Raw genomic sequence first — 22,257 nt, forward strand, 5'->3', positions numbered from 1 at the left:
CGAAAGCGAAAGCAACAATGTTTTTTCTGTGCGAAAGCGAAGCAGCAGCAACAATGTTTTTTCTGTGCGAAAACGAAGCGGCAGCAATAAAAGCGGCTCATCGGACACCCCCAGGAAGCTCTGCTCTGCGCGAAAGCGAAGCGTCAGCGGCAAATGTTTTATCTGTGCGAAAGCGTAGCGGCAGCAACAAAGCGCCCAGTCGGAACGGAAATCAACCACACGTATTGGTGATAGACTAAGCATTTGAGGTTTTATTTCTTTCTCCAAGAAAAAAACGCCCACCAAAGTGAGCGTCTCTTCTTCAATCATTTATTCATTTGTACCTTTTTCTACATCATATTGTGTAATCCAGTCACTAAAGCTACCTACATACAGTTGAATATTTTCATAACCTTCATCTGCTAGCACTGCATATAATGGTGATGCTGTAACACCACTTCCACAATAGACAACAACGTGCTCGTCGCGTGCAACCTTGTTGCGTAACGCATCATTGGCTTGCAATTGACCATCTGACTTTAATTGCTCCCAGTCAAAGTTTTTCGCTGTTGGAATATGCCCAGCTACTTTATCAAGAGGCTCCATTTCACCACGGTAGCGAGCTGCAGCACGCGCATCTAATAACGTTGCTTCCACCTCTCCGTCCACAATGGCTTTAACTGCTTCACGCGGAGCATACAGTTCATCTCTCCATTCAAATTCAATTGTAGTCGGTGGATATTTTATAATGTCCTTAGTGAAAGATACTTTTTCCTCGAGAGCAGGGGCACCACCATTCACAATCACTACATTTGGAAAGCCTGCATACGTCAGCATCCACCAAGCGCGAGGTGCAAATGGTGCAGCTCCTTGATCGTAAACGACAATTTGATCCTCATAGCGTAACCCTAATCCTTGAAATATTGCCGCTAGCTTTTCCTTTTCTGGCATTGGATGACGACCATTACTGGACTCCATATCTGATAGCTCCTGCTCTAAATCGACATAAATAGCACCTGGTGCATGACCTTCTTCAAATGCTTTTTTTCCTGCCTCTTTGTTTTGTAAATCAAAGCGAGCATCGACGAAACGGATTTCGTCTAATTGAATATCCTCAACTGATTTGAATACTTTTCCCAAGTGAATCACCTCATGTGTATTGTAATTGAGAGTATATAGCTTTCCAAGAAACTAAGCGGCTTTCTTCCTGAAGTGCAAGTCTTTCTGTTTCAATTTGTTCAAGTGCCTGATGGTAAATATGCAAACGTAATTTCTCCGCTTCCTCAGCAATAAAGGTAATAGCCCATGTCATGAGAGATACTTTTTGTGAATCTAAATAATTTTGCGCATCTGGTTTTGTTAATCCCTCTAGCGCCTCACTTAGCTTCACTTTTTCATTTTTCTCAAAGAATGCCTTTGGATTGCGGAAGTGAGATTTCACTCCTGAATATTTCGTGATATCTGTAAATGGTCCTTCAAAATCAAGTAAATCCGGCTCAGAGGATTCAAACGCTAAGAATGAGAAGCTACGGTTTAATTCTTTAAGCTCACGCACTTCATCTCTAAAGCGCAGTTGCATCTTCTTACTAATAAACTGTGATAAACGGAAGTTTGTTACACGCATTTCTTGCGTAAAATCAAATCGTAAACTTTGCATTACTTCCTTTAAAGCATGCTCTAGTGCTTGCTGAGCTGGCATTGCTGCAAATGTTGATGGATTGTAGCCTTCCTTAAAGAACTCTGGGTAACGATAATACACACGCTGAAGGACATAATAAAGTAATTCATCCAGTTCTTGCTTCGTTTCACTTTCTACCATACTTGCATTAAGCGAATTGAACTTCGATTTTATATGCTGTTCAAGAGTTGCTAATTCCTCTAATCGCTCATCCTTACGCTTTAAGTTCTCTTCTGTCTGCGCAATTAAGTCACCTAAACGTTGCTCCGTTTTATCGACTTCCTCTGCAAGTGCCTGAACAGCCAATGCGCTTAATTCATCATTTAAGAATGTGTGGAAGGCATCCTCGAACGGTGGCATACCTGATGTTAAATCAGCACCCTCTACTTTTTCCTTTAATGCCAGTAAGCTTGACACACCGTAAAGTCGAGGGAAGCGAATGCCAAAGCGTTGTAATTCTGAACGTACATAGCCTTTTACATCTTCCTGTTCTTCTTCTGTTGTCGCTAAATCAATCGCATTGACGATAAAGAACATTTTATCAAGTTCGAAGGCATCCTTCACACGACCAAGCTGGATTAAAAACTCACGGTCAGCTTTAGCAAAAGCATGATTATAATAAGTAATAAACAAGATTGCATCAGCATTTCGAATATATTCAAATGCCACACCTGTATGACGCGCATTAATAGAATCTGCTCCTGGTGTGTCAACAAGTGTCACACCCATGCGTGTTAACGGACTATCATAATAGAAATCAATATTATCGACAAAGCATGATTTATTTTCCTGCGCAACAAATTTTTCGAACTCTTCACGATTAACACGTAATACTTTTCCAAGCTCAGACTTAAATGTTGGGAACCCTTCTTTATATGCACGAATAAATGATTTATGCACATTTAATCGTTCGTCCGATAGCTGCACCGCAAGTCCTTCATCTGCACGATTAAACGCCTCTTCTAAAGAAGAAACCGATAAACCCACTGCTGCGTATGAAGCTTGAATATCCTCTAGCATTTGGTCAGCTGTTTTTAACAGTACATCTGCTGTTTCATGCGGATGCTCTGGTGTCACAGGACGAATTTTATTAATAGCCGCTGTTGTAGGGTTTGGAGATACAGGTAAAACTTTGGCACCCATTAAGGCATTAGAGAACGAAGATTTCCCTGCACTAAATGCACCGAAAAGCGCGATTGTGAAATCCTTTTTCTGTAATCGTTCTACTTTATTTTCTAAGTAACTCGCCACTTCCGCAAAGCCTTGTACATCTTTTACTGCATTTGCCGTATGAAGTGCACGCTTAACTACACCTTCAATAGGAAGGCTTGTTGCACTTACTGCTTGCTGTGCCTCTTCCTGTTGTAACATCTCCTCTTTTGGCTTTAACATTGATTCATCAAACAATCGAATATCTGCTAAATCTTGCTTAAAGGAATGATCCCAATTTGTCAGCTGTTGATTGGCTATCTTTCGTATTTCATTACTTGCCTGATGCATAATACTTGCACTATATTGCTGATAACCCTCTATTTCAAGCACTGCTTGAATGGCATCAACTTTCGCTTGCATTCCAGCCATTTTTAATTTAGATGGAGCAGCTGTTTCAGTAGCAACCGCTTCTAAAGTTGCTGCTTGTGCATCCTTCCAATTATCTGTTTCCTGGATATAGTAGCGTTTAGTCGCCTCTGCCACACGGTTGGCAAAGTTTAGAATGGCATCTCCAGTTAATAGAGCACCAACTTGTACCTGCTGCTCAATAAGTGAGAATGGTAATTCAAAGGCGTAGGCATCAATAGCTGTAGCACGTTCTTCATTTAATGCACTAACATCCTTTAACACCTTTTTCATTAACCCTTTTAAATGTCCAGTAATTTGTGCATGCACAACATTTTGATAGGCACTATAGGCATCCTCTTTGCGACGGTTACGCTCTTCCTCTGTCTTTTTCTTAGCGGTAAATAAGCCCCCCACCTTGAAACCGTCCTGCTGACTCTCTAAATACAGACGTAATTTATCGCGTAAATCTGCAGGCATAATGGCTGCATTCGCCAGTAGTTCTTTACGTTGCTCTTCGAACGTTTCATTCCATGCCTCTACGGAGAACAGTTCAACTTGACGATTTAACTTATTGTACTGCTCTAAAATATCTTTATGGTTTGCCCAGTCATCGGCACTTAAAACATCTTCATCGATGTCTAAACGATCCTGTCTTTCTTCCGTTAAATAATTGTCATGCTCACTTTGTAATAAACGCAGTGTATTTGATGCAGTCTGTACAAGTTGATCCTGCCAATCATTCATACTATCCATAACGATTTTCTTTACGACCTCAAAATCGTTATAAGGGTGCTTAGGCTCTCTTAATGAAGTGAAAAATACGCCCTTCGGTACTACACCCCAAGCCTCAAAGGAATTGTGAACTGTTGCTTTAAATTCCTCAAAGCTTAATTCATTTTCATTATGTTTATCAATCATGTTAACGATTAAATAAACGTTTGGATTGTACTTCATTAATTGCTTTGTAAATTGAAAATTCAATTCTGATTGCACGTGATTGTAGTCCATTGTATAAAATACGATATCAGCAATATGAAGAGCTGACTCTGTTGACATGCGGTGTGCATCATCTGTCGAGTCGACACCCGGCGTATCCATAACAGTAACGCCTAGTGGTAATGTCGATGTGCTATGACCGATTTCAATTTGTGACACTAGATCCCCATTTTTACTTAGCTCTTTAACTGTTTTAAAATCATAGCCTGCTTCAAATTTTACAGGCTTTTCATTATGCATGTAGACAACCGCAAAGTCTTCTTCTGATTTATGGACTTTGACGATATTAGCACTCGTTGGAATAGGGCTTGCCGCAAGTAAATCTTCACCAGATAGAGCGTTAATCATACTTGATTTACCAGCAGAGAAATGGCCCGCAAAGCCAATGACATATTCTTTTTGCTGTATTTTACGTGCAAAAAGTGATGTCTTATCCATACGCTCTGTATCAACATTATGCTGATAGATTATGTATTGTAACGAGGCTTGCTTTAATAGCGCCTCCAACTGTTGTTCAAAATCTTTCATAAAAACCAGTAACCCCTTTATTCATAAATTGTTCATAATTAGTATTCTACCTTATTCGACAAGCAAAGTATAACACTAATTTACTTTAATAAGCATTGATATAAGGGTTTCAGACGCCATATTCATCCATATTGTCCTGTTTAATCAAAAAAACAAAGCATTATTTAGGCCCATTATCAAAACGTGTGGTTGATTTCCGTTCCGACTGGGCGCCTTTGTTGCTGCCGCTACGCTTTCGCGCAGAGCAGAGCTTCCTGGGGGCGTCCGATGAGGCGCTAATCCCCAAGGAGTCGCCCAGCCTCCACTCCAATCAACTTATCTACATGCATACGTTTTAACAAATGTCATCTTCACCTTTTTGGTGATGAGCCAGTATTCTTCTAAAAAAACTACTAATTTCTATTTCATAGAGGATGCACAACTAAGCAAATACTAATTTTCTTCTTATTTTAAGGTAAGGAAATTTAAGTTTAAAAAACTGTTTGATGAGCAATTGAACAAAGATATATGGGGGCAACAATAAATAAATGGAGTGATAAAAATATGGTGAATCATAGGAATCATCGAAAAATTGAGCGACAATGTGCATGTGATTGTGAAGATCGGTTTACATGGCCTCGTATAAAAGCTATTGCCGTATCTTCAATTCCCCCTCCCCCAGTCAATTTCCCTGATGGAACTATTATTCCAACGATAAATAGATATTTCTATATTGTTACATCAGATATTAATTTGACTAATGGGGCGACCCTAGCTGTTAGCCAATTTTGGGATGATAATGGGAACCCAGCAACTGAATTTATGATTTTTAATCCGAATGGCTACGTTAATCTTTATATCAATGCCGTCATGCAGGAAGGTGGAATTTACACTTTAACTCCAACCTCGTTAACTCTGAGTCCAGATAATTCAACAATTTATAGAGGTACTCCAATCATCATAGAATCATTAGGGTTTTCTACCAAGTAAAATTATGAATGGAGGTGAAAATTGTGGCGCTTTCCATTATTAATATAAATGTAAATGTTACAGGCGCTTCAACAAGATTTTTCTATGTTTTAGCTACATCATTAACTATCACAGATGGCACAACGGTTGAGGCTACTACCTTTTTAAATGATAGCAGTACTGCTGCAACTACTTTTCCAATCGTAACAAACGGGTACTATAATTTATATATAAATGGGGTGCTTCAGGAAGGTGGTTCTTACTTAGTTTCTGCAACAGAATTAACATTCCATACTGTTACAGGCACTTTACCAGCAGGAACACCAATTATTGTTGAAGCTGTTGAATTAGTGACTACAATTTAATTATTCTGAGTAAATCGGATAGAGAAATATATGTTGTTGTACGAATCTATCCAATAATATGTTCCATCTATAAAAGAATAAACTTCATATAATTAAAATAATGGATGCCTTAAAATATTTTAGGGCATCCATTGTTTTAATTATCCATTTGACATTTAAGCTCATAAATTTTTTTTGCATAATCCAGTGCATGCGGACCGTCTCCGTGTATACATAATGTTTGCGCGGAAATTTTAATTTTCTTTTGCTGTACTGACACCACTTCATTCGATGTTAAAATACTTTTGACATGTACAAGCATTTCTTCCTCTGTTTGAATCAATGCATTTGATTGTAGTCTACTTACTAAAGTACCATCATCATTGTAATTCCGATCAGAAAAAACTTCTTCATAAACTTGTAAGCCTTTTTCTTTCGCAATTTTAGCCATTTTACTCCCAGCCAAACAATATAAAATATACGCTGGATTTAAATCATATATTGCATTGACAATAGCTGTCGCCATCTCTTGATCATTAGCACTTTGATTATAGAGGGCTCCGTGTGGCTTTACATGATGAAGTGTTTCATTCTCTACTGATACAAATGCTTGCAATGCCCCTACCTGATAGACAATCATATCGTATATTTCCTCTGCACTAAAATCCATATTACGACGGCCAAAACCATCGCGATCAGGGTATCCTGGGTGTGCTCCAATAAGGACATTTTTTCGAATGGCATTTCGTACAGTCTGACGCATTATCGTATGATTACCTGCATGATAGCCACATGCAATATTAATGGACGTCACATAGTTTAAAACCTCTTCAACATTGCCCCTGATAAGAGCATTATTGCTTTCACCCATATCACAATTAATATCCATTGGCATACCTATTCCTCCATTAGTACAAAGTTGATTGTGTTAAACATGCGCATTTGAGCGACTTTATGTAAATCATCTTCATGTATTGTTGCAATTATAGGATAACCCCCAACCGTTTGAGCATCTGCCATTAATACGATAGGTTCACCACTTTGAGGCACTTGAATTGTCCCAAACTGTGTCGCTTCTGAAAGAATATCTTTTGATTCTTTTAGCTGTAGCGCAGCACCTTTTAAATAATAGCCCATACGATTTCCACCTGAAAATTGAAATGGAATGTTTAAAAATTGATGCTGGCTCTCATCCGTAAATAAATCAAAATGTGGGCCTTTAAAAATTCTTACTGTAATAGAAGTTTTAAATGTTGGACGAAAAGGTGCATAAAGTCCTCTTGTAAATCTTAACGTTTTTGACTTCTGTCCGAATATAACGCTACCTTCATTTATTGCGTCACCTAGATTTCCAAGTGGAAAGTACGAGCCGCTTCCAAGTATTGGCTCTATTTGAAATCCTCCTTTAGGCGTAAGATAAACAATAGAGCCGAGACTTACACTTTTTATAGACAAGATATCTCCCTTTGCTAAATGGAAAGTCTTCCACATTTCTACCGGAACATCATTTAACAAACATTTACATTTTGCTCCAGTCAATACATAAGTACCTTCATTTAAAGCTTCAAATTCAAAGCCACCAACAAATATTTCAAATGAAGTTTGGTTTTTGTCGTTACTTAATATATATTGCGCTGCTTGAAATGACACTTTATCCATAGGTCCAGATAGAGGAATACCATACGCCCGATAGCCGTATCTCCCTTGGTCTTGCAAGCTCCCATATACACCTTTCTTTTTTATCATAAGAAGTGGCTTCAATTGCTACACTCCTTTACTTTTTATTTCAATAAACTCCTGTTTTGTTATTTCATAAAATTGTACTTGATCTCCAAGAGAAAAAATAAAAGTATCTTCCCGATGCACATCAAATAAATTTAGCGGAGTCTTACCAATGATATTCCATCCACCCGGTGAATCTAGTGGATAAATCCCCGTCTGTATACCACCTATACCAACAGAACTTGCAAATACAGAATTTCGGGGCTTTTTTAATCGTGGTACAAACAATTCTCTATCTAATTCCCCCAAATAAGGAAATCCAGGTAAAAATCCAATTAGATATACACTATAAAGCTTTGACATATGTATTTTTTTAATTTCCTCATACGATAAACCCGTATAATCCATCACACGATACATATCTAAGGCAAATTCCTCATCATAGCAAACTGGAATTTGTAACTGTCGATTTGTTACATCGTCAACTGTTGGTGAAACTTGCATCCAAAGCCAATGTTCTTGTAAAAAATCTAAATCGATTTTTTGTTTAATATAAGCTGTAACTGTATGATAGCTTGCAACACTTTCAACAAGGTTTTGTTGTAGCATTTTTTTCAGAAAACGATTGAATTTTTGTACTACCAGAAAATTTTCTTGAGATATTTCCTCATGAAATGCAAAACGAATTGTGTGTTGACTAATCCACATCGTAGTAGGAAAATCAATCATTTGTTGCACGAAGGGTCTCCTCGATACAGAGCCTTATAGAAGTTATTAAGTCTTGGATATTCCATCCCGGTATTTTTCCATGCTGAATCGCCAAATCAAATGACGCAGGAATATGAATAAATCCAGCACGGACCCCTTCATGTTGCTTTGCATAAACTAGCCCTTCATACATAATATTGTTGCATAAATAGGTACCCGCCGTATTTGAAATTTCCGCTGGATATCCTTCTTTGCATAATCGATTGACCATATTTCGGATAGGTAAATTCGTTATATATGCATCTGCACCATTATTATAAATGCTCTCATCTACTGGTGTATAACCATTATTATCCTCTTCACCATCTTTAATATTAATCGCAATTCGCTCTGGCGTTATTTTAAAACGCCCTCCAGCTAATCCTAATGAAATAATGATTTGTGGCTTTATCTCAGCAATATATTGTTTCAGCTGCAGAGCAGATTGCTGAAAATCTACAGACAAAATGCGTCCTACAATTTCATAGCCATCCATCTTTTCTCCATTTAAATTTTCTACAATTTGCATTGTTGGATTCATTTTATACTCAAGAAATGGTACAAACCCTGTTAACAATATTTTTGTCATGCTTTCTTCACCTAAATTTCTATAGGACGTTGCTTGATTGCCCATCCATTTTTATTATTTTTAATTACTGGTGCAGATACTGCCATTTGAATAATAGCTTGATTGAAAAGCTTATGAGCCTGAATACATGAATTTAATTCTTCATCATACACAATTTCATCTGCAACTTCTGAAATTATATCTAGTGCCACCCATTTAGGGTAACGCAAGATACTAACAGATGAGTATGTTGGTGTCACTTCCATTTCACGGTAAAAATTAATATTATCCATTTCTTCAATTGGATATTTTTGCGGTTCCCACTTTGTACCGTATTTATAATAACGAGCGCGCCAATAGGCATTTTCCTGTGCGAAGGTTGTGCCTTCAAAAATAATATTTACTTTTTCTGCTACATGCTCTAAATTTTTAGCCTGAATCTCCTTTGTGTCACTATCTGCGTAACGACCAATTCCATATATCTTAGCGCTTGGTAGTGTATAGGAGACAGGGAAAATCGGTGGGCAAGCATATCCTGCAAACGGTTGAACCCATTCACGTGCAGGAATTCCGTGATCGTCAATCACAATATCTGACGCCCATTTTTTTAAGACTATCGGTAAAACATTAGCCTCACCGAATACACTTTTTTGGAATTTCACATGTGCAAATTCTAATCCTACCGCATTGTATCTCGCAGCATGATGTTTCCATTTTGGATGCTCTTGTGTCAATTTTTTCATTATCTCATAGCCATCAGGGTTCGCAAGGGGTATCACGATTATATTGATTTTCTTTAGCACCTCTGGTTGCTGACGAATAATATCCTCCATAAGCTCTAATATAGCAGGGGTACTTGATACTTCATTTGGATGATGTCCCGCTTCAATGATAATTGTATGCTTTTCATTGGATTTCTTTAGCCCTGAAAAATATTCACCAGTAATAGGTTCTGTCACTTCAAAAAACGGAATTAAATTCCCTTTGTATGATAAATCCGCATAATTTATCTTAACTTCAGGAAAATTATTGTACCTGCTTGATAACTGATAGACGTTCTTAATTTTGTATTTTAGTTGCTGATTCACTGTAACTACTTTACGCTTATGCCCCATATGCATTTCAGCATTAGCAAATTGACCGTTTTCATCAAATACAATTCTCTTAGTTGTATAGACTTGATATCCCTCTTCATTCCATTGATAAATCCGCACAAAGCTATGGATAGGTTCATATATATTTTCTTGCATATGGATAAATGGAATAATTCCCCCTGGTGCCTTATATGGTCGATTGGCTATTTGGTTACCTAACGTATAAAAGTAGTCTAGTGTATTAAAATATAAATCTTCATACAATGCCTCGAATGATGAGTTTGCCTCTTGTTTAATGGATAGCTCTTCTTCAATTCCAGAAGAAGTAAAGTCAATTTCAATTCTGTCAAACAACGGAAATAATTGTCCTTGACTAACATTACTTTTATCAATTGGTAATCTCTCCACCATATGTGGTAAGCAGTCATCGATATAATATTTATAAAAACGTTCCCGATCAGACAACACAGCTTTTTCTTGAATAATATCCTCATCTTTAAATAATCGGTAGCCCGCTGTAGTTGGATACGTTTTTTTAATGCCATCCACATAATCTAATTCACTAATTAGAGGATTTAGCACAGCTACTAATAGGTCATCTACATAAACACTATAAACATACTGCTGCGTACATGATAGTTCAAATATTACATTTTCTTTCGGTACCCCGTAATGTATCTCGATTAATTCATCAATCGGATACAGCTCCATAATCCAACGATTTCGTTGCTCTAAACCATTTTTCTTGCTCCCATCCTTACAGACAATTCTCACCTGTGTAAATGGTCTTTGAACAGAGACGAGAACTTCTTCTAATATCCAGTATAATCCTGTTTTAAATGCAGAGCGTACTTTAATTGACTTTAAATTTGAAAATTTTCCAAACAAATCTAAACGATATCGATCTCGATTTTCCTTTGATGCGGTTAAATAGATTTCAGCATCTACCATTGATTGTGTTTCATCTTGTAATGCATTTAAAATATACGAAGCTTCTGATTGGTCTTGCCATTCCTCTTCATATAAGAGTTGTGCTTCATTGACTTGTTTTTCGTTAAGCTCCCAAATACCAAGTAAACCACCTTCAGAAACGTGTTTTTCTTTTGCAATCGAATGAAGAACAGCTGGTAGACATTCTTTCGTTCCTATAATTTGAATGGTATTTTGAGCAACTAGCTCCATCGCATTTTCTATCCCTTGCTTGATGACGATGGACAAATGACGTTCTTCCTGAGTAACAACAGGTAATGCAACCGAAGTAGAATATAATCCTAAACGGAACCCAAGACAGCAAATTTCTTTTAAAATGGCATGTGTCTTAATTTCTTGCTGTAATTTAATTTGTACACTTAAATGTTGTAAGGGATTGGCTTCATCCTTTTCACCTGTACCATACGCTGTCCAAAGATGACTTAAACTCTCATAATAGATAAATGATTTTGTTTCACTTGTATCGGAAATACCTTCACAAGCTAAAGTACTTAACAAAGTCGATAATGATTCCTCTGTTTCATAATAGACAATAAAAGTGGATTCCTTTTTTGTTACATATGTGGTGTGGTGTTGAAAAAATTCCATAGAGAAGTCTTGATTGGCTTGTTGAAATAAATTAAAATCAATTTCATTGGATTCTAAGCCTAATCGCACACAAAAATCAATTAGTCCTAATGGTGCAAGATGAGCAGGTAAATCGATATATAATGAAGGTTTTTTTAACGGTTGATTCATATTAAATAAACTTGAATAAATACTTGTATTCACATTTTCACCTAAACTTTCATATTGGGATCTAAGCGGTCACGTAGCCAATCTCCTAATAAGTTAAAGCCTAATACAGTTAACATTATCGCAATACCTGGGAATACAGAAATCCACCATGCAGATGTCATATAATTTCGACTATCTGCTAGCATCCCACCCCAAGAAGGCACAGTAGGTTCAACCCCTAATCCTAAAAATGTTAAAGATGCCTCTAATAGGATAAACTCTGCAATGCACATTGTTGCTAATACTAAAATAGAGGAAGCAACATTTGGAAGAATATGCTTAAGAATTATTTTAAAATGCGTTCCTCCTATAGCTTTCGCAGCTTGAATATATTCCTGTTCTTTTAAAGCTAAAATTTCTCCACGGATTAATCTCGCAAAGTTAACCCAGTATGTAAGCCCTAGAATAATAATAATTTTCTCTAATCCTGTCCCAAAAACACTCATAATAATGATCGCTAATAAGATAAAAGGTAGACCTAATTGAACTTCTGCTATTCGCATAATTAAATCGTCTATCCATTTGCCAAAATAACCTGAAACAATTCCTAAAACTGTTCCTAGCGCTAAAGAAATGGCCACCCCACAAATACCAACTAAAAGTGACACTCGTGCACCATAAATAATTCTACTTAACAAATCACGACCTACTTGATCTCCCCCGAGTAAATATTGAGATTTTCCTGTATCATCTAACCACTTAGGCATATCTAAGCGATGCCCTAAACTTGCAGCACCTGGATCATACGGGGCGATATATGGTGCAAAAATGGCGCATGATACAGAGGCTATAACTAATAACAAACCTATTATTCCTGTCGGATTGTCCTTTATAAACTTTAAAACTCTTAAAATTTTACTGGTCTTTTTTATTGTTACTGTCTCTATTGCTTGTGTCATTAATTATCACCTCTCCCTATTCGAATTCTCGGGTTAATCAATGAATAACATAAATCAACTATCAAATTGACCATAATCATTATAAGAGCTAAAAGTATTACTCCCCCTTGTACCACTGGATAATCGCGCTGATTAATGGAATCTACAATCAAACGACCAATGCCTGGCCATGAAAATACTTGCTCTACAATAACAGCACCTCCTAACAGCCCTCCAAACTGAAGACCAACAAATGTTACCGTAGGTAATAACGCATTTCGGAAAGCGTGTCTTACGATTACAAGCCATTCTCTAATTCCCTTCGCTCTTGCAGTCGTCACATATTGCATTTTAAGAACCTCAAGCATCGATGTACGAATCAATCGAACTAGAATACCTGATAAAATAAGTCCTAATGCAATCGATGGTAAAATTAATGAACTAAATCCGTCAAATCCTGATACAGGTAGCCATTTTAGCTGTACCGCAAAAATTAAAATTAACATAAAGGCTAACCAGAAGTTTGGAAATGATATGCCTAGCAATGAGAAAATTCGACCAAAAATATCTATCGGTTTCCCTTTATATACAGCAGAAAAAATTCCTAAAGGAACAGCTATTAACAATGCTACAGTCATGCCACCTAAAGCCAGTACTATAGTTGGCCATGCTCGATCCAATAGCATTTCTAGAACTGGACTATTAGAGCGATAAGAAGTACCAAAGTCAAGCGTTAATAAATCTTTCATAAATATGAAATATTGCTCCCAAACAGGCTTATCTAAACCTAATTTAGCTGATAGATCATCAATTGCTTGCTGTGTTGGTTCCCCCGCACCGAACATAATACTTACGGGGTCACCTGTTAAGCGAATAGAGAAAAATATTATTAATGAAACAGCAATTATCACCAACACTGTATGCGATAAACGCTTCAATATATAGGAAAGCATAATTCCATCCTCCTAACTTGAAATGAAAAGGGGCTATCTAAAAGGTACTTCATAAGAAATCTAGCATATTTAAAAATGGTAAAAATCCGCTTCGTCGCAAAACGAAATATCGCTATCAATCCCTGTCGAATCTTTTGCTCTTCCTTGTCCCAAAATGGTTTCTAATGAATCGAAATCTATAGAGTCTAGCGGATTTTTACCTTTATATCAGAAATTAACATTTCTTTGAACATACTTTATCTACTTTTAAGGCAGCACGGTGGTTTACTACTTACTCCACAGTGACGCCTTCAAATCTAAAACGACTGTCATGTGGTGGTTGGAAATTTTTCACTCTCTTATTTACTGCGTATAGTTCTACGTCAGAATATAAATTCACTTCAGCTGCATCTTCATGTAATACTTCTGTCAATTCTTTAAAGATTTTTTCACGTTCTGCACTATCATTAGTAGCACGCTCCTTAGCCAATAATTGCTCAACTTTATCGTTTTTATAGGATGGATTCCAGAACTCTCCCTCGTGATACATTAAATAAGCTGTATTATCGAAATCTAAAGTCCAGCCACCCCAACCATTTTTATACATGTGTCCAGCTTCACCTTTTGGTATTAATTCAGATTGGAAAGTTGTATTCTCTACACTATTAATGGATACTTTTAAACCAACTTCTTCTAGATAGAAAGCTACCGCTTGAGCAATCTCTTTAAATGTTCCATCTGTACCTGGAATATAAAAATCCAATGTTGTTCCCTCAGCAACATTTGCTTCAGCAAGCAATTTTTTTGCCTTTTCCGGATCATACGGATATGGTTTTAAATCTTTGTTATAACCAAAAGAAAGGTCACTTTGGAATGAGCTAATTAAGTTACCATAACCGCCTAGAATTTCTTTCACGATTGTTTCTTTATCAATTGCATAGTTAATAGCTTGACGTACTCGAACATCATCTACAGGTGCTTTTGCGGTATCAAAGCGAATAGAGTATGCAGTAGGGGTTGATACATCCATTAAAGTGATGAAATCTGTTCCTTTTGCTGTCGCTGCTTGAGAAACTTCTAAGCGTGTCATAATATCTATATTCCCTGTTTGTAATTCTGCTAACGCTGTTGCTGTTTCTGGAATGACCTTAAATGTTACTTTATTTAATTTTATTGCTTCTTTATTCCAGTAATCCTCATAACGCTCAATAACTACTTGTTTATCACGTTGATACTCTGTCATTTTGAATGGGCCAGTGCCGACAGGGTTCATGTCAAAGTGCTCTGCTCCATTCTCTGCAATGTACTTTGGTGGAACAATTACTGCACCATAGCCAGATAATTTTGTTAATAGTACAGGATCTATTGTATTAAGGTGCATCGTTACTTCATATTCACCAGTTACTTCAACGCGATCAATTGATGTATAGTTTGAATATTGTGGCCCTTTTTGACCCTCCTCACCTAGTAAACGGTCAAATGTAAATTTAACTGCTTCTGCATTAAAGGGTTCTCCATCGTGAAAAGTAACACCTTGGCGTAATTTAAATACTATCGTTTTATCATCTACATACTCCCAAGACTCTGCTAACCCTGGTTGAATTTCTAAATCCAGCGAACGACTTGTTAAACCTTCAAATACCGATGTTCCAACTGTACTCCAAGCAATCAAATATGTATCGATTGGATCCCAGTTTTGTGGGTCACCTGCAACACGTACGACTAATTCATTGTCGCGTCCTTTTGCTGGATTTTCTCCAGACACTTTTTCATTGTTTTTATTACCATCTTTTGTTGATGTTCCGCTACTACATGCTGATAATATGAGCATCATACATACAAGTAGCAACGTTATCCATTTGTAATTCTTCATACAGTACATCCCCTTTGTTGTAGTATTTATTATTTATTCGCCATAAGGATATGGCTGTGAATAACCTAATTCAGCTGAAATCAGGGCAGCTGTATTCCATAGTCCTTCTAAAAATACGTTTATTTTTTCTTTAGGTAATAGTGATTCTATTCCCGCTATACTTATAGAATATTCTACCTCCCTATTGCTATTAAAAATTGGTACTGCTATTGATACTGTCCCTTCTTCTAATTCCGAAACACTGTAGGCATATCCATCATTTTTCCCCGATTCGATCAGTTCGTAGATTTCTTTGTCTCTTACAGGAGTTCCACTGGCGTATTTTTTACGCGGTTTCTGTAATACATTTTTTATTTTTTCTTCTGATTGAAAAGATAATATTATACGTGAGCATGCACCAGCATATAGTGGCGCTCTTCTCCCTACTCGTGTATATAATAGAACAGGTCTTAAACTTTCGATTTTTTCAATATAAAGACCATCTGTTTCATCCATCACTATTAGTTGAACTGCCAAGTCAAATTTTTGCTGTAGCATTTTCATATATGGTATTGCAAGTGAACGAATTTCAATTGAATTGGCAGCGATTGCTCCTAATTCTATTAATTTATTTCCTAAAAAATAATGATCGCTCAATACTAATTGACCTCCACTTTGAATATAAGGACGTTTTAGCACCCCTAAATCAGTAAATGTCTTAAGAAATCTATGTAAAGTAGGTTTTGGAATATCTGTTTCATTCGCCAATTCATCCAAACTCCATGAAGAGTGTTCTTCTGTAAATAATGTCAAAATGTTAATGCCTTTTTCTAATGTTTTACTCATAATAATCGCTCCATTTTCTCTTCATAAAGTAAACAGGATACATCATGCTTTTCACTAATACTTTTTAAAGTTGGAGGCGTCACTTTACATATTTCCATACAATTTGGGCATCTAGTATGGAAGGTGCAACCAGAAGGGGGGTTTGCAGGATTTGGAACATCTCCATTTAGCACTATACGTTCTTTTTCTTTAGAAGGATGAGATTTTGGTAATGCAGAAAGTAATGCTTTTGTATAGGGATGTTTTGGATTATTAAATAACTCTTGTTTACTCGCGACTTCTACTATCTTTCCTAGGTACATCACCCCTATACGATCACAAAAATGATGCACTACACTTAAATCATGTGAAATGAAAATATATGTAAGATTCATTTCATTTTTCAAGTCTTTCATAATGTTCAATACTTGAGATTGAATCGATACGTCCAGTGCAGAAACAGGCTCATCCGCTACAATAAGCTTAGGATTCGACACAAGTGCTCTAGCAATCCCAATACGCTGTCTTTGACCACCTGAAAATTCATGAGGGTAACGGTCTAGTTGCTTTTGTGTAAGTCCCACTTTTTTGGCCACTTCGAAAACTCGCTGTTTTCTTTCTTCTTTTGTACCAATCCCAAAATTAACTAAAGGTTCCTCAATAATTTTAAAAACCTTCATTCGTGGATTAAGTGAAGCATATGGATCTTGGAATATAATTTGCATATCGCGACGTGTTTGGCGTACCTTTTTTGGACTAAATGATGTTATATTTTCTCCATTGAGTAAGATTTCACCCTCCGTTGGTGTTAGAAGTTGAATCAGTGTTTTTCCCATAGTAGACTTACCGCAGCCTGATTCACCAACTATACCTAGAACTTCGCCTTCATTTACAGTGAATGAAACATCATCTACTGCTTTTAAATAATCAGCTCGCGATCCTGTTAATGGAAAGTATTTCTTTAAATGCTTTACTTCTAATAATGGGCTGACCATCTACAATCCCCCCTCCAATTCACCGTTCTCATATAACCAACATCGTACAGTAGTGCCAATACTAGTTGTAAATAAATCTGGTTTATTTTTACACTTTAAAGTTGCAAAACTACATCGATCGAAAAATCTACACCCTGTTGGCATATCCACCGGCGCAGGTACAACACCATCAATCGACGGTAGATATTCTTGTTCTTCCTCAATATTTGGTAATGAGTTTAATAGCCCTTTTGTATATGGGTGTAAAGGATGATTAAATAGATTTAGTACAGTTGCTTCTTCAACTATCTCTCCGGCATACATAACAATCACTCGCTCACAAATTTCAGCAACGACACCAAGATCATGGGTAATTAAAATGATAGACATTTGCAGTTTCTCTTGAAGGTCTTTCATTAGTTCCAGAATTTGTGCCTGTATAGTTACATCTAATGCAGTAGTAGGTTCATCTGCAATTAATATTTCTGGGCCACATGCTAATGCCATGGCAATCATGACTCGTTGACGCATTCCTCCTGACAATTGATGAGGATATTCATTAACTACTCTTTCTGGACGAGGGATTCCAACTAACCGAAGCATGTCAACGGCACGTTCATATGCTTCTTTTTTAGAAATTCTTTCATGACTAAGTATCATTTCAACTATTTGTGAACCAACTTTATAAACTGGGTTTAGCGAACTCATTGGTTCCTGAAAAATCATCGCTATTTTTTTCCCACGAACCTTCCGCCATTCCTTGTTTGAATTTTTGTTAATATGCATTTGATTTATATAAATATTTCCATTTTGCCAATCGACACCATTAGGTAATAAACCCATAAGTGAAAGGGATGTCATACTTTTACCACAACCTGATTCACCAACAATTCCTAAAGTTTTACCTTTCTCAAGTTGTAAAGAGACACCGTTCACAATTGGAACTTCTTTTTTGTCATGTTTAAAACCTATTTTTAAATCTTTAACTTCTAAAATATTTACTCCCATTTCCGACCTCCGTTCCAAAATATGAAAAGCGATTCCATTTTTTAAAATACTACATAAAACGACAAACTATTTCAATAGTTTTCAGAAAAAAATAAATATTCAATTTTATAAAATTTTTGTACAAAAATAAAAAAATTCACTCTATTTTACTTATTTTTTGTCAAAACAGATGGTTTTCAAAGATTTCTACAAGAGGATTTTTATGAAATTATGGCAAATTATTTTGCTAACATTATATTTTTTGTACAAAAAAAGAGTATGACTCAACAAATTTTGTCGAGGCCATACTCTACCTGTCTTTAAATAATAATTATACTATCAGCTGAAACAAGCTACATTTTATCGAAGTCTATTATTTTAAATGTGCAGTCGCCTGTTTCATAACGTGTTTCCCCACTCCAATATAGATAACCACTGCCGCTCCAATAAATACAAATGTCATCGCTGACCGCTCCTTTTATATAAAAATTTCTATTTGAAAAAACTTAAACGTCAATTTATTGATTTTGAAAATCATTCTCATTAATATAATATAAATTTCCCGCTAATTCGTCAAGACATACTTTCATCTTACCCTTTTTACATGGTAAGATGTAGAAAAGTCGGAAAAAGGATGCGGTAATGATGAGTAATTCGAAGTACTTTCAAACTATTTTAAACGGGACAATTCACGCTTTAAAATCGATTCTACCTATGGATATCGAAGTGAAATCACCAAGTATTATTTCTGAACCCTTTCAACAACAGCAAATGGGTGTATTAATTGGCTTAATAGGAGATTTAAAAGGCCGTGTAATCATTGATTCCTCGCCTGATATATTTAGTGGCATCGGTAATACAATGTTTGGAATGCCTCTTGAAGGCGAAATGCTAGAATCCTTCACAGGAGAATTTGGAAATATGATCGCAGGTAATTTATGTACAACCGTAGGACAAGAAAGCTTAGAAATTGATATCACTCCGCCAACAGTGATGGTTGGCAATACAAAATTATACGGCTTTGAAAAGGCATTTGTACTCCCAGTTACAATTCCCAGCATTGGTGCGCTGACAGTTCTATTAACAATTGAAGAAGAATAGTATTCTAGAATATTGGACTGTTCCAAATGCTATAACTTATGTCACTACCCCTTGCAATTATGAATAAGATTTGTCATTCGCATTAATTAAAGAAGGCTGCCCTATAAGGCTCAAGCCCAATTTTCTAATAGTAAAATTTCCTGAATTATAATAAAAATCACTCCAATTTCAACTTTAAATTGGCCATCTCAATGACTATTGAGGTGGCTATTTTTTATCTCTCCTCAATATTTCACACTTTTTTCACACAATTCGCTAATATGTGTGATTTTTTTCACATCAAACAGAAATTTATTTATATATCATGGCAATTAGAAGGATCACAAAAGAAGCGAAGGAGGAGCAAAAATGGCAAATAAAAAGAAGTCAGATGAGAATTTAAAAGGTTCACTCTATGCAGTATTTGGAGTAGGAATCATTATTATCTTGCTTTGGGTGTACTGCTTCGATTTGTTCATCAATCGTTTTTAATCTACTAAGAAAGGACAGAGACATATGCACTTACATAAGTATGAGAAATATTGGCTTGTGTTTGGAGTTGCTACTTTAGTAGTATTCCTTATCATTCTCGGCATCGGTGCATTTCATCAAGGCTCACATCCGAACAATGGTAAAAAAACACTAGATTATGAGAAAGTAAATGAATTTCCACCTTTCGATAATCCAGGTGTTCATAAAGTCGAAGGTAAAGATTGGGACTATGAAGTGGTTGTTTTAGCATCAGCATTTAATTACAACCCTCCTGAAATTGAAGTTCCACTTGGAGCAAAAGTGAAATTTATCGCAACAAGTGCAGATGTGATGCACGGTTTTGAAATTGCAGGTACAAATATTAATATGATGCTTGAACCTGGTTACATTTCTGAATATGTGACTGAAGTAAATAAATTGGGCGAGTTTTTAATTGTATGTAATGAGTACTGTGGTACAGGACATACGATGATGCACTCTATGCTAAAGGTGGTGGATCCAAATGAGTCTCAATAATAATTTGACTAAGGTGGATCGTCGTGATGCGAAGCTAGCAATGGCACATATTTATGTGGCTTTCATCGCATTGTTATTAGGAGGTCTTGCAGGTTTATTACAAGTTTTCGTTCGTTCTGGTCAATTCACATTACCAGCAGGCATTGGTTACTATCAAGTTTTAACCGTACACGGTGTTTTACTCGGACTTATTTTAACAACGTTCTTTATTTTTGGTTTCCAAATTGCCAGTGTTAGCCGTACGTCTGGGACTTTTACAGCTGGTCAACGTCGTCTTGGCTGGATTGGCTTCTGGTTAATGACAATTGGTACAGCAGCTGCTGCAATAATGGTTTTACTTAACGAAGCAACTGTTTTATATACGTTCTACGCTCCACTGAAAGCACATTGGATATTCTATTTAGGCCTAACATTAGTCGTTGTTGGTTCTTGGGTTGGCGGCGCAGGTCAAATTTTACGGTATGCACAGTGGCGTAAAGAAAACAAAGGAAGCGGAGAACGAAGCCCATTATTATCATTTATGGTTGTTGTCAATAATTTAATGTGGTTCGTTGCAACTCTAGGCGTAGCTGTTTCTGTTCTATTCCAGCTACTTCCTTGGTCCTTAGGCTTTATCGAACGTGTTGACGTAGCACTATCACGTACATTATTCTGGTATTTCGGTCATGCGCTTGTGTATTTCTGGTTATTACCAGCTTACATGATTTGGTATGTCATTATTCCGAAGGTTATTGGCGGAAAAATTTTCTCTGATTCTTTAGCAAGACTGTCGTTTATGCTGTTCTTAATTTTCTCTGTACCCGTTGGTATCCATCACCAATTAACAGAGCCTGGTATTGATAGCACGTGGAAATTCATACAAGTTGTTTTAACTTTTGCTGTAATCGTACCATCTTTAATGACTGCATTTTCGATGTTTGCAATGTTTGAACTCCGTGGTCGTGAATTAGGTGGTAAGGGGCTTTACGGCTGGTTTAAAAAATTACCATGGAAAGATGCTCGTTTCTTCGTGCCATTTATCGGTATGGTAGCATTTATTCCTGGTGGTGCAGGTGGTATCATCAATGCTTCCTACCAAATGAACCAATTAATCCATAATACCATTTGGGTTACAGGACATTTCCATTTAACAATTGCAACAACAGTCGTTTTAACTTATTTCAGTGCGGCATTTTGGTTAATTCCACATTTAACAGGTCGCACACTGACTAAATCTTTAAACAATCTTGGTAATTTTGCAGCTATTTTATGGGCTATTGGTATGACGATTATGTCTTCTGCTATGCATATCGCTGGTTTGATTGGTGCACCTCGCCGATCCGATTACTCTGAGTATGGCGGTGCTCAACAAGCTTATGATTGGATTCCTTATCAAATCGCTCAAGCAGTTGGTGGCACAATCCTGTTCATCGCTATCTTAATCATTCTTTATATTGTGGTGAAATTAGCGTGGTTTGCACCAAAAGGCGAAGAGGAATTCCCAGTTGGTGAAGTACATGCTAACAGTAGTGAGACACCAGCAATTCTAGAAAACTTTAAAGTGTGGCTTGTTATTTTAGTGGCACTAATTCTATTTGCTTACACAATTCCAATTTACGATATTATTTCCAATTCCCCACCTGGCTCTAAAGGCTATAAGCTTTGGTAACAATCTTTTGCCTCTTCATAAAAAAGCGATTTCTCTAGCTGAGAAATCGCTTTTACTTTGCTGAAAAACTATGCGAATGAAATTAAGGTATCATACTACATAAAGTTGGCTATTCAGCAAAAACGAGTGGTTGATTTCCGTT

Annotated in this window: 20 protein-coding genes; 7 read left to right on the top strand and 13 right to left on the bottom strand. The window is 36.6% G+C overall.

Translation table 11 applies throughout. The annotated features are described in order from the left end of the window. The coding region (locus AN161_RS29520) for a hypothetical protein (RefSeq protein WP_158002990.1) at positions 1 to 239 on the top strand (239 nt) is incomplete at its 5' end. Positions 240 to 309: 70 nt separating this feature from the next. Here AN161_RS29520 and AN161_RS07370 read toward each other — a convergent pair. Both AN161_RS07370 and AN161_RS07375 read right to left on the bottom strand, forming a co-directional pair. Continuing rightward, the gene (locus tag AN161_RS07370) at positions 310 to 1,119 is read right to left on the bottom strand and encodes a sulfurtransferase (RefSeq protein ID WP_053593720.1); all 810 of its coding nucleotides are present in this window, start codon (positions 1,117 to 1,119) and stop codon (positions 310 to 312) included. Positions 1,120 to 1,129: 10 nt separating this feature from the next. Continuing rightward, positions 1,130 to 4,741, bottom strand: a complete 3,612-nt coding sequence (locus AN161_RS07375) for a dynamin family protein (RefSeq protein WP_053593721.1) — start codon at positions 4,739 to 4,741, stop codon at positions 1,130 to 1,132. A gap of 543 nt (positions 4,742 to 5,284) precedes the next feature. Between AN161_RS07375 and AN161_RS07380 the strand changes: the two genes are divergently transcribed. Together AN161_RS07380 and AN161_RS07385 are read left to right on the top strand one after the other, a co-directional pair. After that, positions 5,285 to 5,710 carry a DUF4183 domain-containing protein gene (locus tag AN161_RS07380; RefSeq protein WP_053593722.1) on the top strand — a complete coding sequence of 142 codons (426 nt, stop codon included), beginning with the start codon at positions 5,285 to 5,287 and terminating at the stop codon, positions 5,708 to 5,710. 23 nt (positions 5,711 to 5,733) lie between these two features. Continuing rightward, a complete protein-coding gene (locus tag AN161_RS07385; RefSeq protein ID WP_053593723.1) occupies positions 5,734 to 6,054 on the top strand; it encodes a DUF4183 domain-containing protein in 321 nt (106 codons plus the stop codon). Between the two features lie 136 nt (positions 6,055 to 6,190). On the opposite strand, the gene AN161_RS07390 is transcribed toward AN161_RS07385, so the two are convergent. The 11 genes from AN161_RS07390 to AN161_RS07440 all read right to left on the bottom strand — a co-directional run bounded on the left by AN161_RS07390 (position 6,191) and on the right by AN161_RS07440 (position 18,400). Then, a complete protein-coding gene (locus tag AN161_RS07390; protein WP_053593724.1) occupies positions 6,191 to 6,928 on the bottom strand; it encodes a 5-oxoprolinase subunit PxpA in 738 nt (245 codons plus the stop codon). 2 nt (positions 6,929 to 6,930) lie between these two features. Beyond that, on the bottom strand, positions 6,931 to 7,794 hold the full coding sequence (locus tag AN161_RS07395) for a biotin-dependent carboxyltransferase family protein (RefSeq protein WP_053593725.1): 864 nt from the start codon (positions 7,792 to 7,794) through the stop codon (positions 6,931 to 6,933). 3 nt (positions 7,795 to 7,797) lie between these two features. Beyond that, positions 7,798 to 8,484 (bottom strand): 5-oxoprolinase subunit PxpB, encoded by a 687-nt coding sequence (pxpB, locus tag AN161_RS07400; protein WP_241774522.1) that lies wholly within the window; start codon positions 8,482 to 8,484, stop codon positions 7,798 to 7,800. Beyond that, the gene (locus tag AN161_RS07405) at positions 8,477 to 9,091 is read right to left on the bottom strand and encodes a pyroglutamyl-peptidase I (RefSeq protein ID WP_053593727.1); all 615 of its coding nucleotides are present in this window, start codon (positions 9,089 to 9,091) and stop codon (positions 8,477 to 8,479) included. Before AN161_RS07405 ends, pxpB begins: the two co-directional genes overlap by 8 nt. Before the next feature lie 11 nt (positions 9,092 to 9,102). After that, positions 9,103 to 11,925 carry a M14 family metallopeptidase gene (locus AN161_RS07410; RefSeq protein WP_053593728.1) on the bottom strand — a complete coding sequence of 941 codons (2,823 nt, stop codon included), beginning with the start codon at positions 11,923 to 11,925 and terminating at the stop codon, positions 9,103 to 9,105. Between the two features lie 8 nt (positions 11,926 to 11,933). Further along, positions 11,934 to 12,830, bottom strand: coding sequence for an ABC transporter permease (locus AN161_RS07415; RefSeq protein WP_053593729.1), 897 nt, complete (start codon positions 12,828 to 12,830; stop codon positions 11,934 to 11,936). Continuing rightward, positions 12,830 to 13,762, bottom strand: coding sequence for a nickel ABC transporter permease (gene nikB, locus AN161_RS07420; RefSeq protein WP_053593730.1), 933 nt, complete (start codon positions 13,760 to 13,762; stop codon positions 12,830 to 12,832). Before nikB ends, AN161_RS07415 begins: the two co-directional genes overlap by 1 nt. A 271-nt stretch (positions 13,763 to 14,033) precedes the next feature. Continuing rightward, complete coding sequence (locus AN161_RS07425) at positions 14,034 to 15,614, bottom strand: ABC transporter substrate-binding protein (protein ID WP_053593731.1); 1,581 nt, start codon at positions 15,612 to 15,614, stop codon at positions 14,034 to 14,036. Between the two features lie 33 nt (positions 15,615 to 15,647). After that, positions 15,648 to 16,439 carry an IclR family transcriptional regulator gene (locus tag AN161_RS07430; RefSeq protein WP_053593732.1) on the bottom strand — a complete coding sequence of 264 codons (792 nt, stop codon included), beginning with the start codon at positions 16,437 to 16,439 and terminating at the stop codon, positions 15,648 to 15,650. Beyond that, complete coding sequence (locus AN161_RS07435) at positions 16,436 to 17,413, bottom strand: dipeptide ABC transporter ATP-binding protein (RefSeq protein WP_053593733.1); 978 nt, start codon at positions 17,411 to 17,413, stop codon at positions 16,436 to 16,438. Before AN161_RS07435 ends, AN161_RS07430 begins: the two co-directional genes overlap by 4 nt. Then, on the bottom strand, positions 17,414 to 18,400 hold the full coding sequence (locus tag AN161_RS07440) for an ABC transporter ATP-binding protein (protein ID WP_053593734.1): 987 nt from the start codon (positions 18,398 to 18,400) through the stop codon (positions 17,414 to 17,416). A gap of 624 nt (positions 18,401 to 19,024) precedes the next feature. On the opposite strand from AN161_RS07440, the gene AN161_RS07445 reads away from it, so the two are divergent. The 4 genes from AN161_RS07445 (at position 19,025) to AN161_RS07455 (ending at position 22,115) form a co-directional block, all read left to right on the top strand. Next, positions 19,025 to 19,480, top strand: a complete 456-nt coding sequence (locus tag AN161_RS07445; protein ID WP_053593735.1) for a chemotaxis protein CheX — start codon at positions 19,025 to 19,027, stop codon at positions 19,478 to 19,480. A 348-nt stretch (positions 19,481 to 19,828) separates the two neighbouring features. Next, positions 19,829 to 19,951: a hypothetical protein gene (locus AN161_RS30965; protein ID WP_255505077.1), complete on the top strand. Its 123-nt coding sequence runs from the start codon at positions 19,829 to 19,831 to the stop codon at positions 19,949 to 19,951. A gap of 24 nt (positions 19,952 to 19,975) precedes the next feature. Beyond that, positions 19,976 to 20,467 (top strand): cytochrome b5, encoded by a 492-nt coding sequence (locus AN161_RS07450; RefSeq protein WP_053593736.1) that lies wholly within the window; start codon positions 19,976 to 19,978, stop codon positions 20,465 to 20,467. Further along, on the top strand, positions 20,454 to 22,115 hold the full coding sequence (locus AN161_RS07455) for a b(o/a)3-type cytochrome-c oxidase subunit 1 (protein ID WP_053593737.1): 1,662 nt from the start codon (positions 20,454 to 20,456) through the stop codon (positions 22,113 to 22,115). Before AN161_RS07450 ends, AN161_RS07455 begins: the two co-directional genes overlap by 14 nt. Positions 22,116 to 22,257: the final 142 nt, after the last annotated feature.

The organism is Lysinibacillus sp. FJAT-14222 (genome assembly GCF_001278875.1).
Lineage (GTDB): Bacteria > Bacillota > Bacilli > Bacillales_A > Planococcaceae > Lysinibacillus > Lysinibacillus agricola.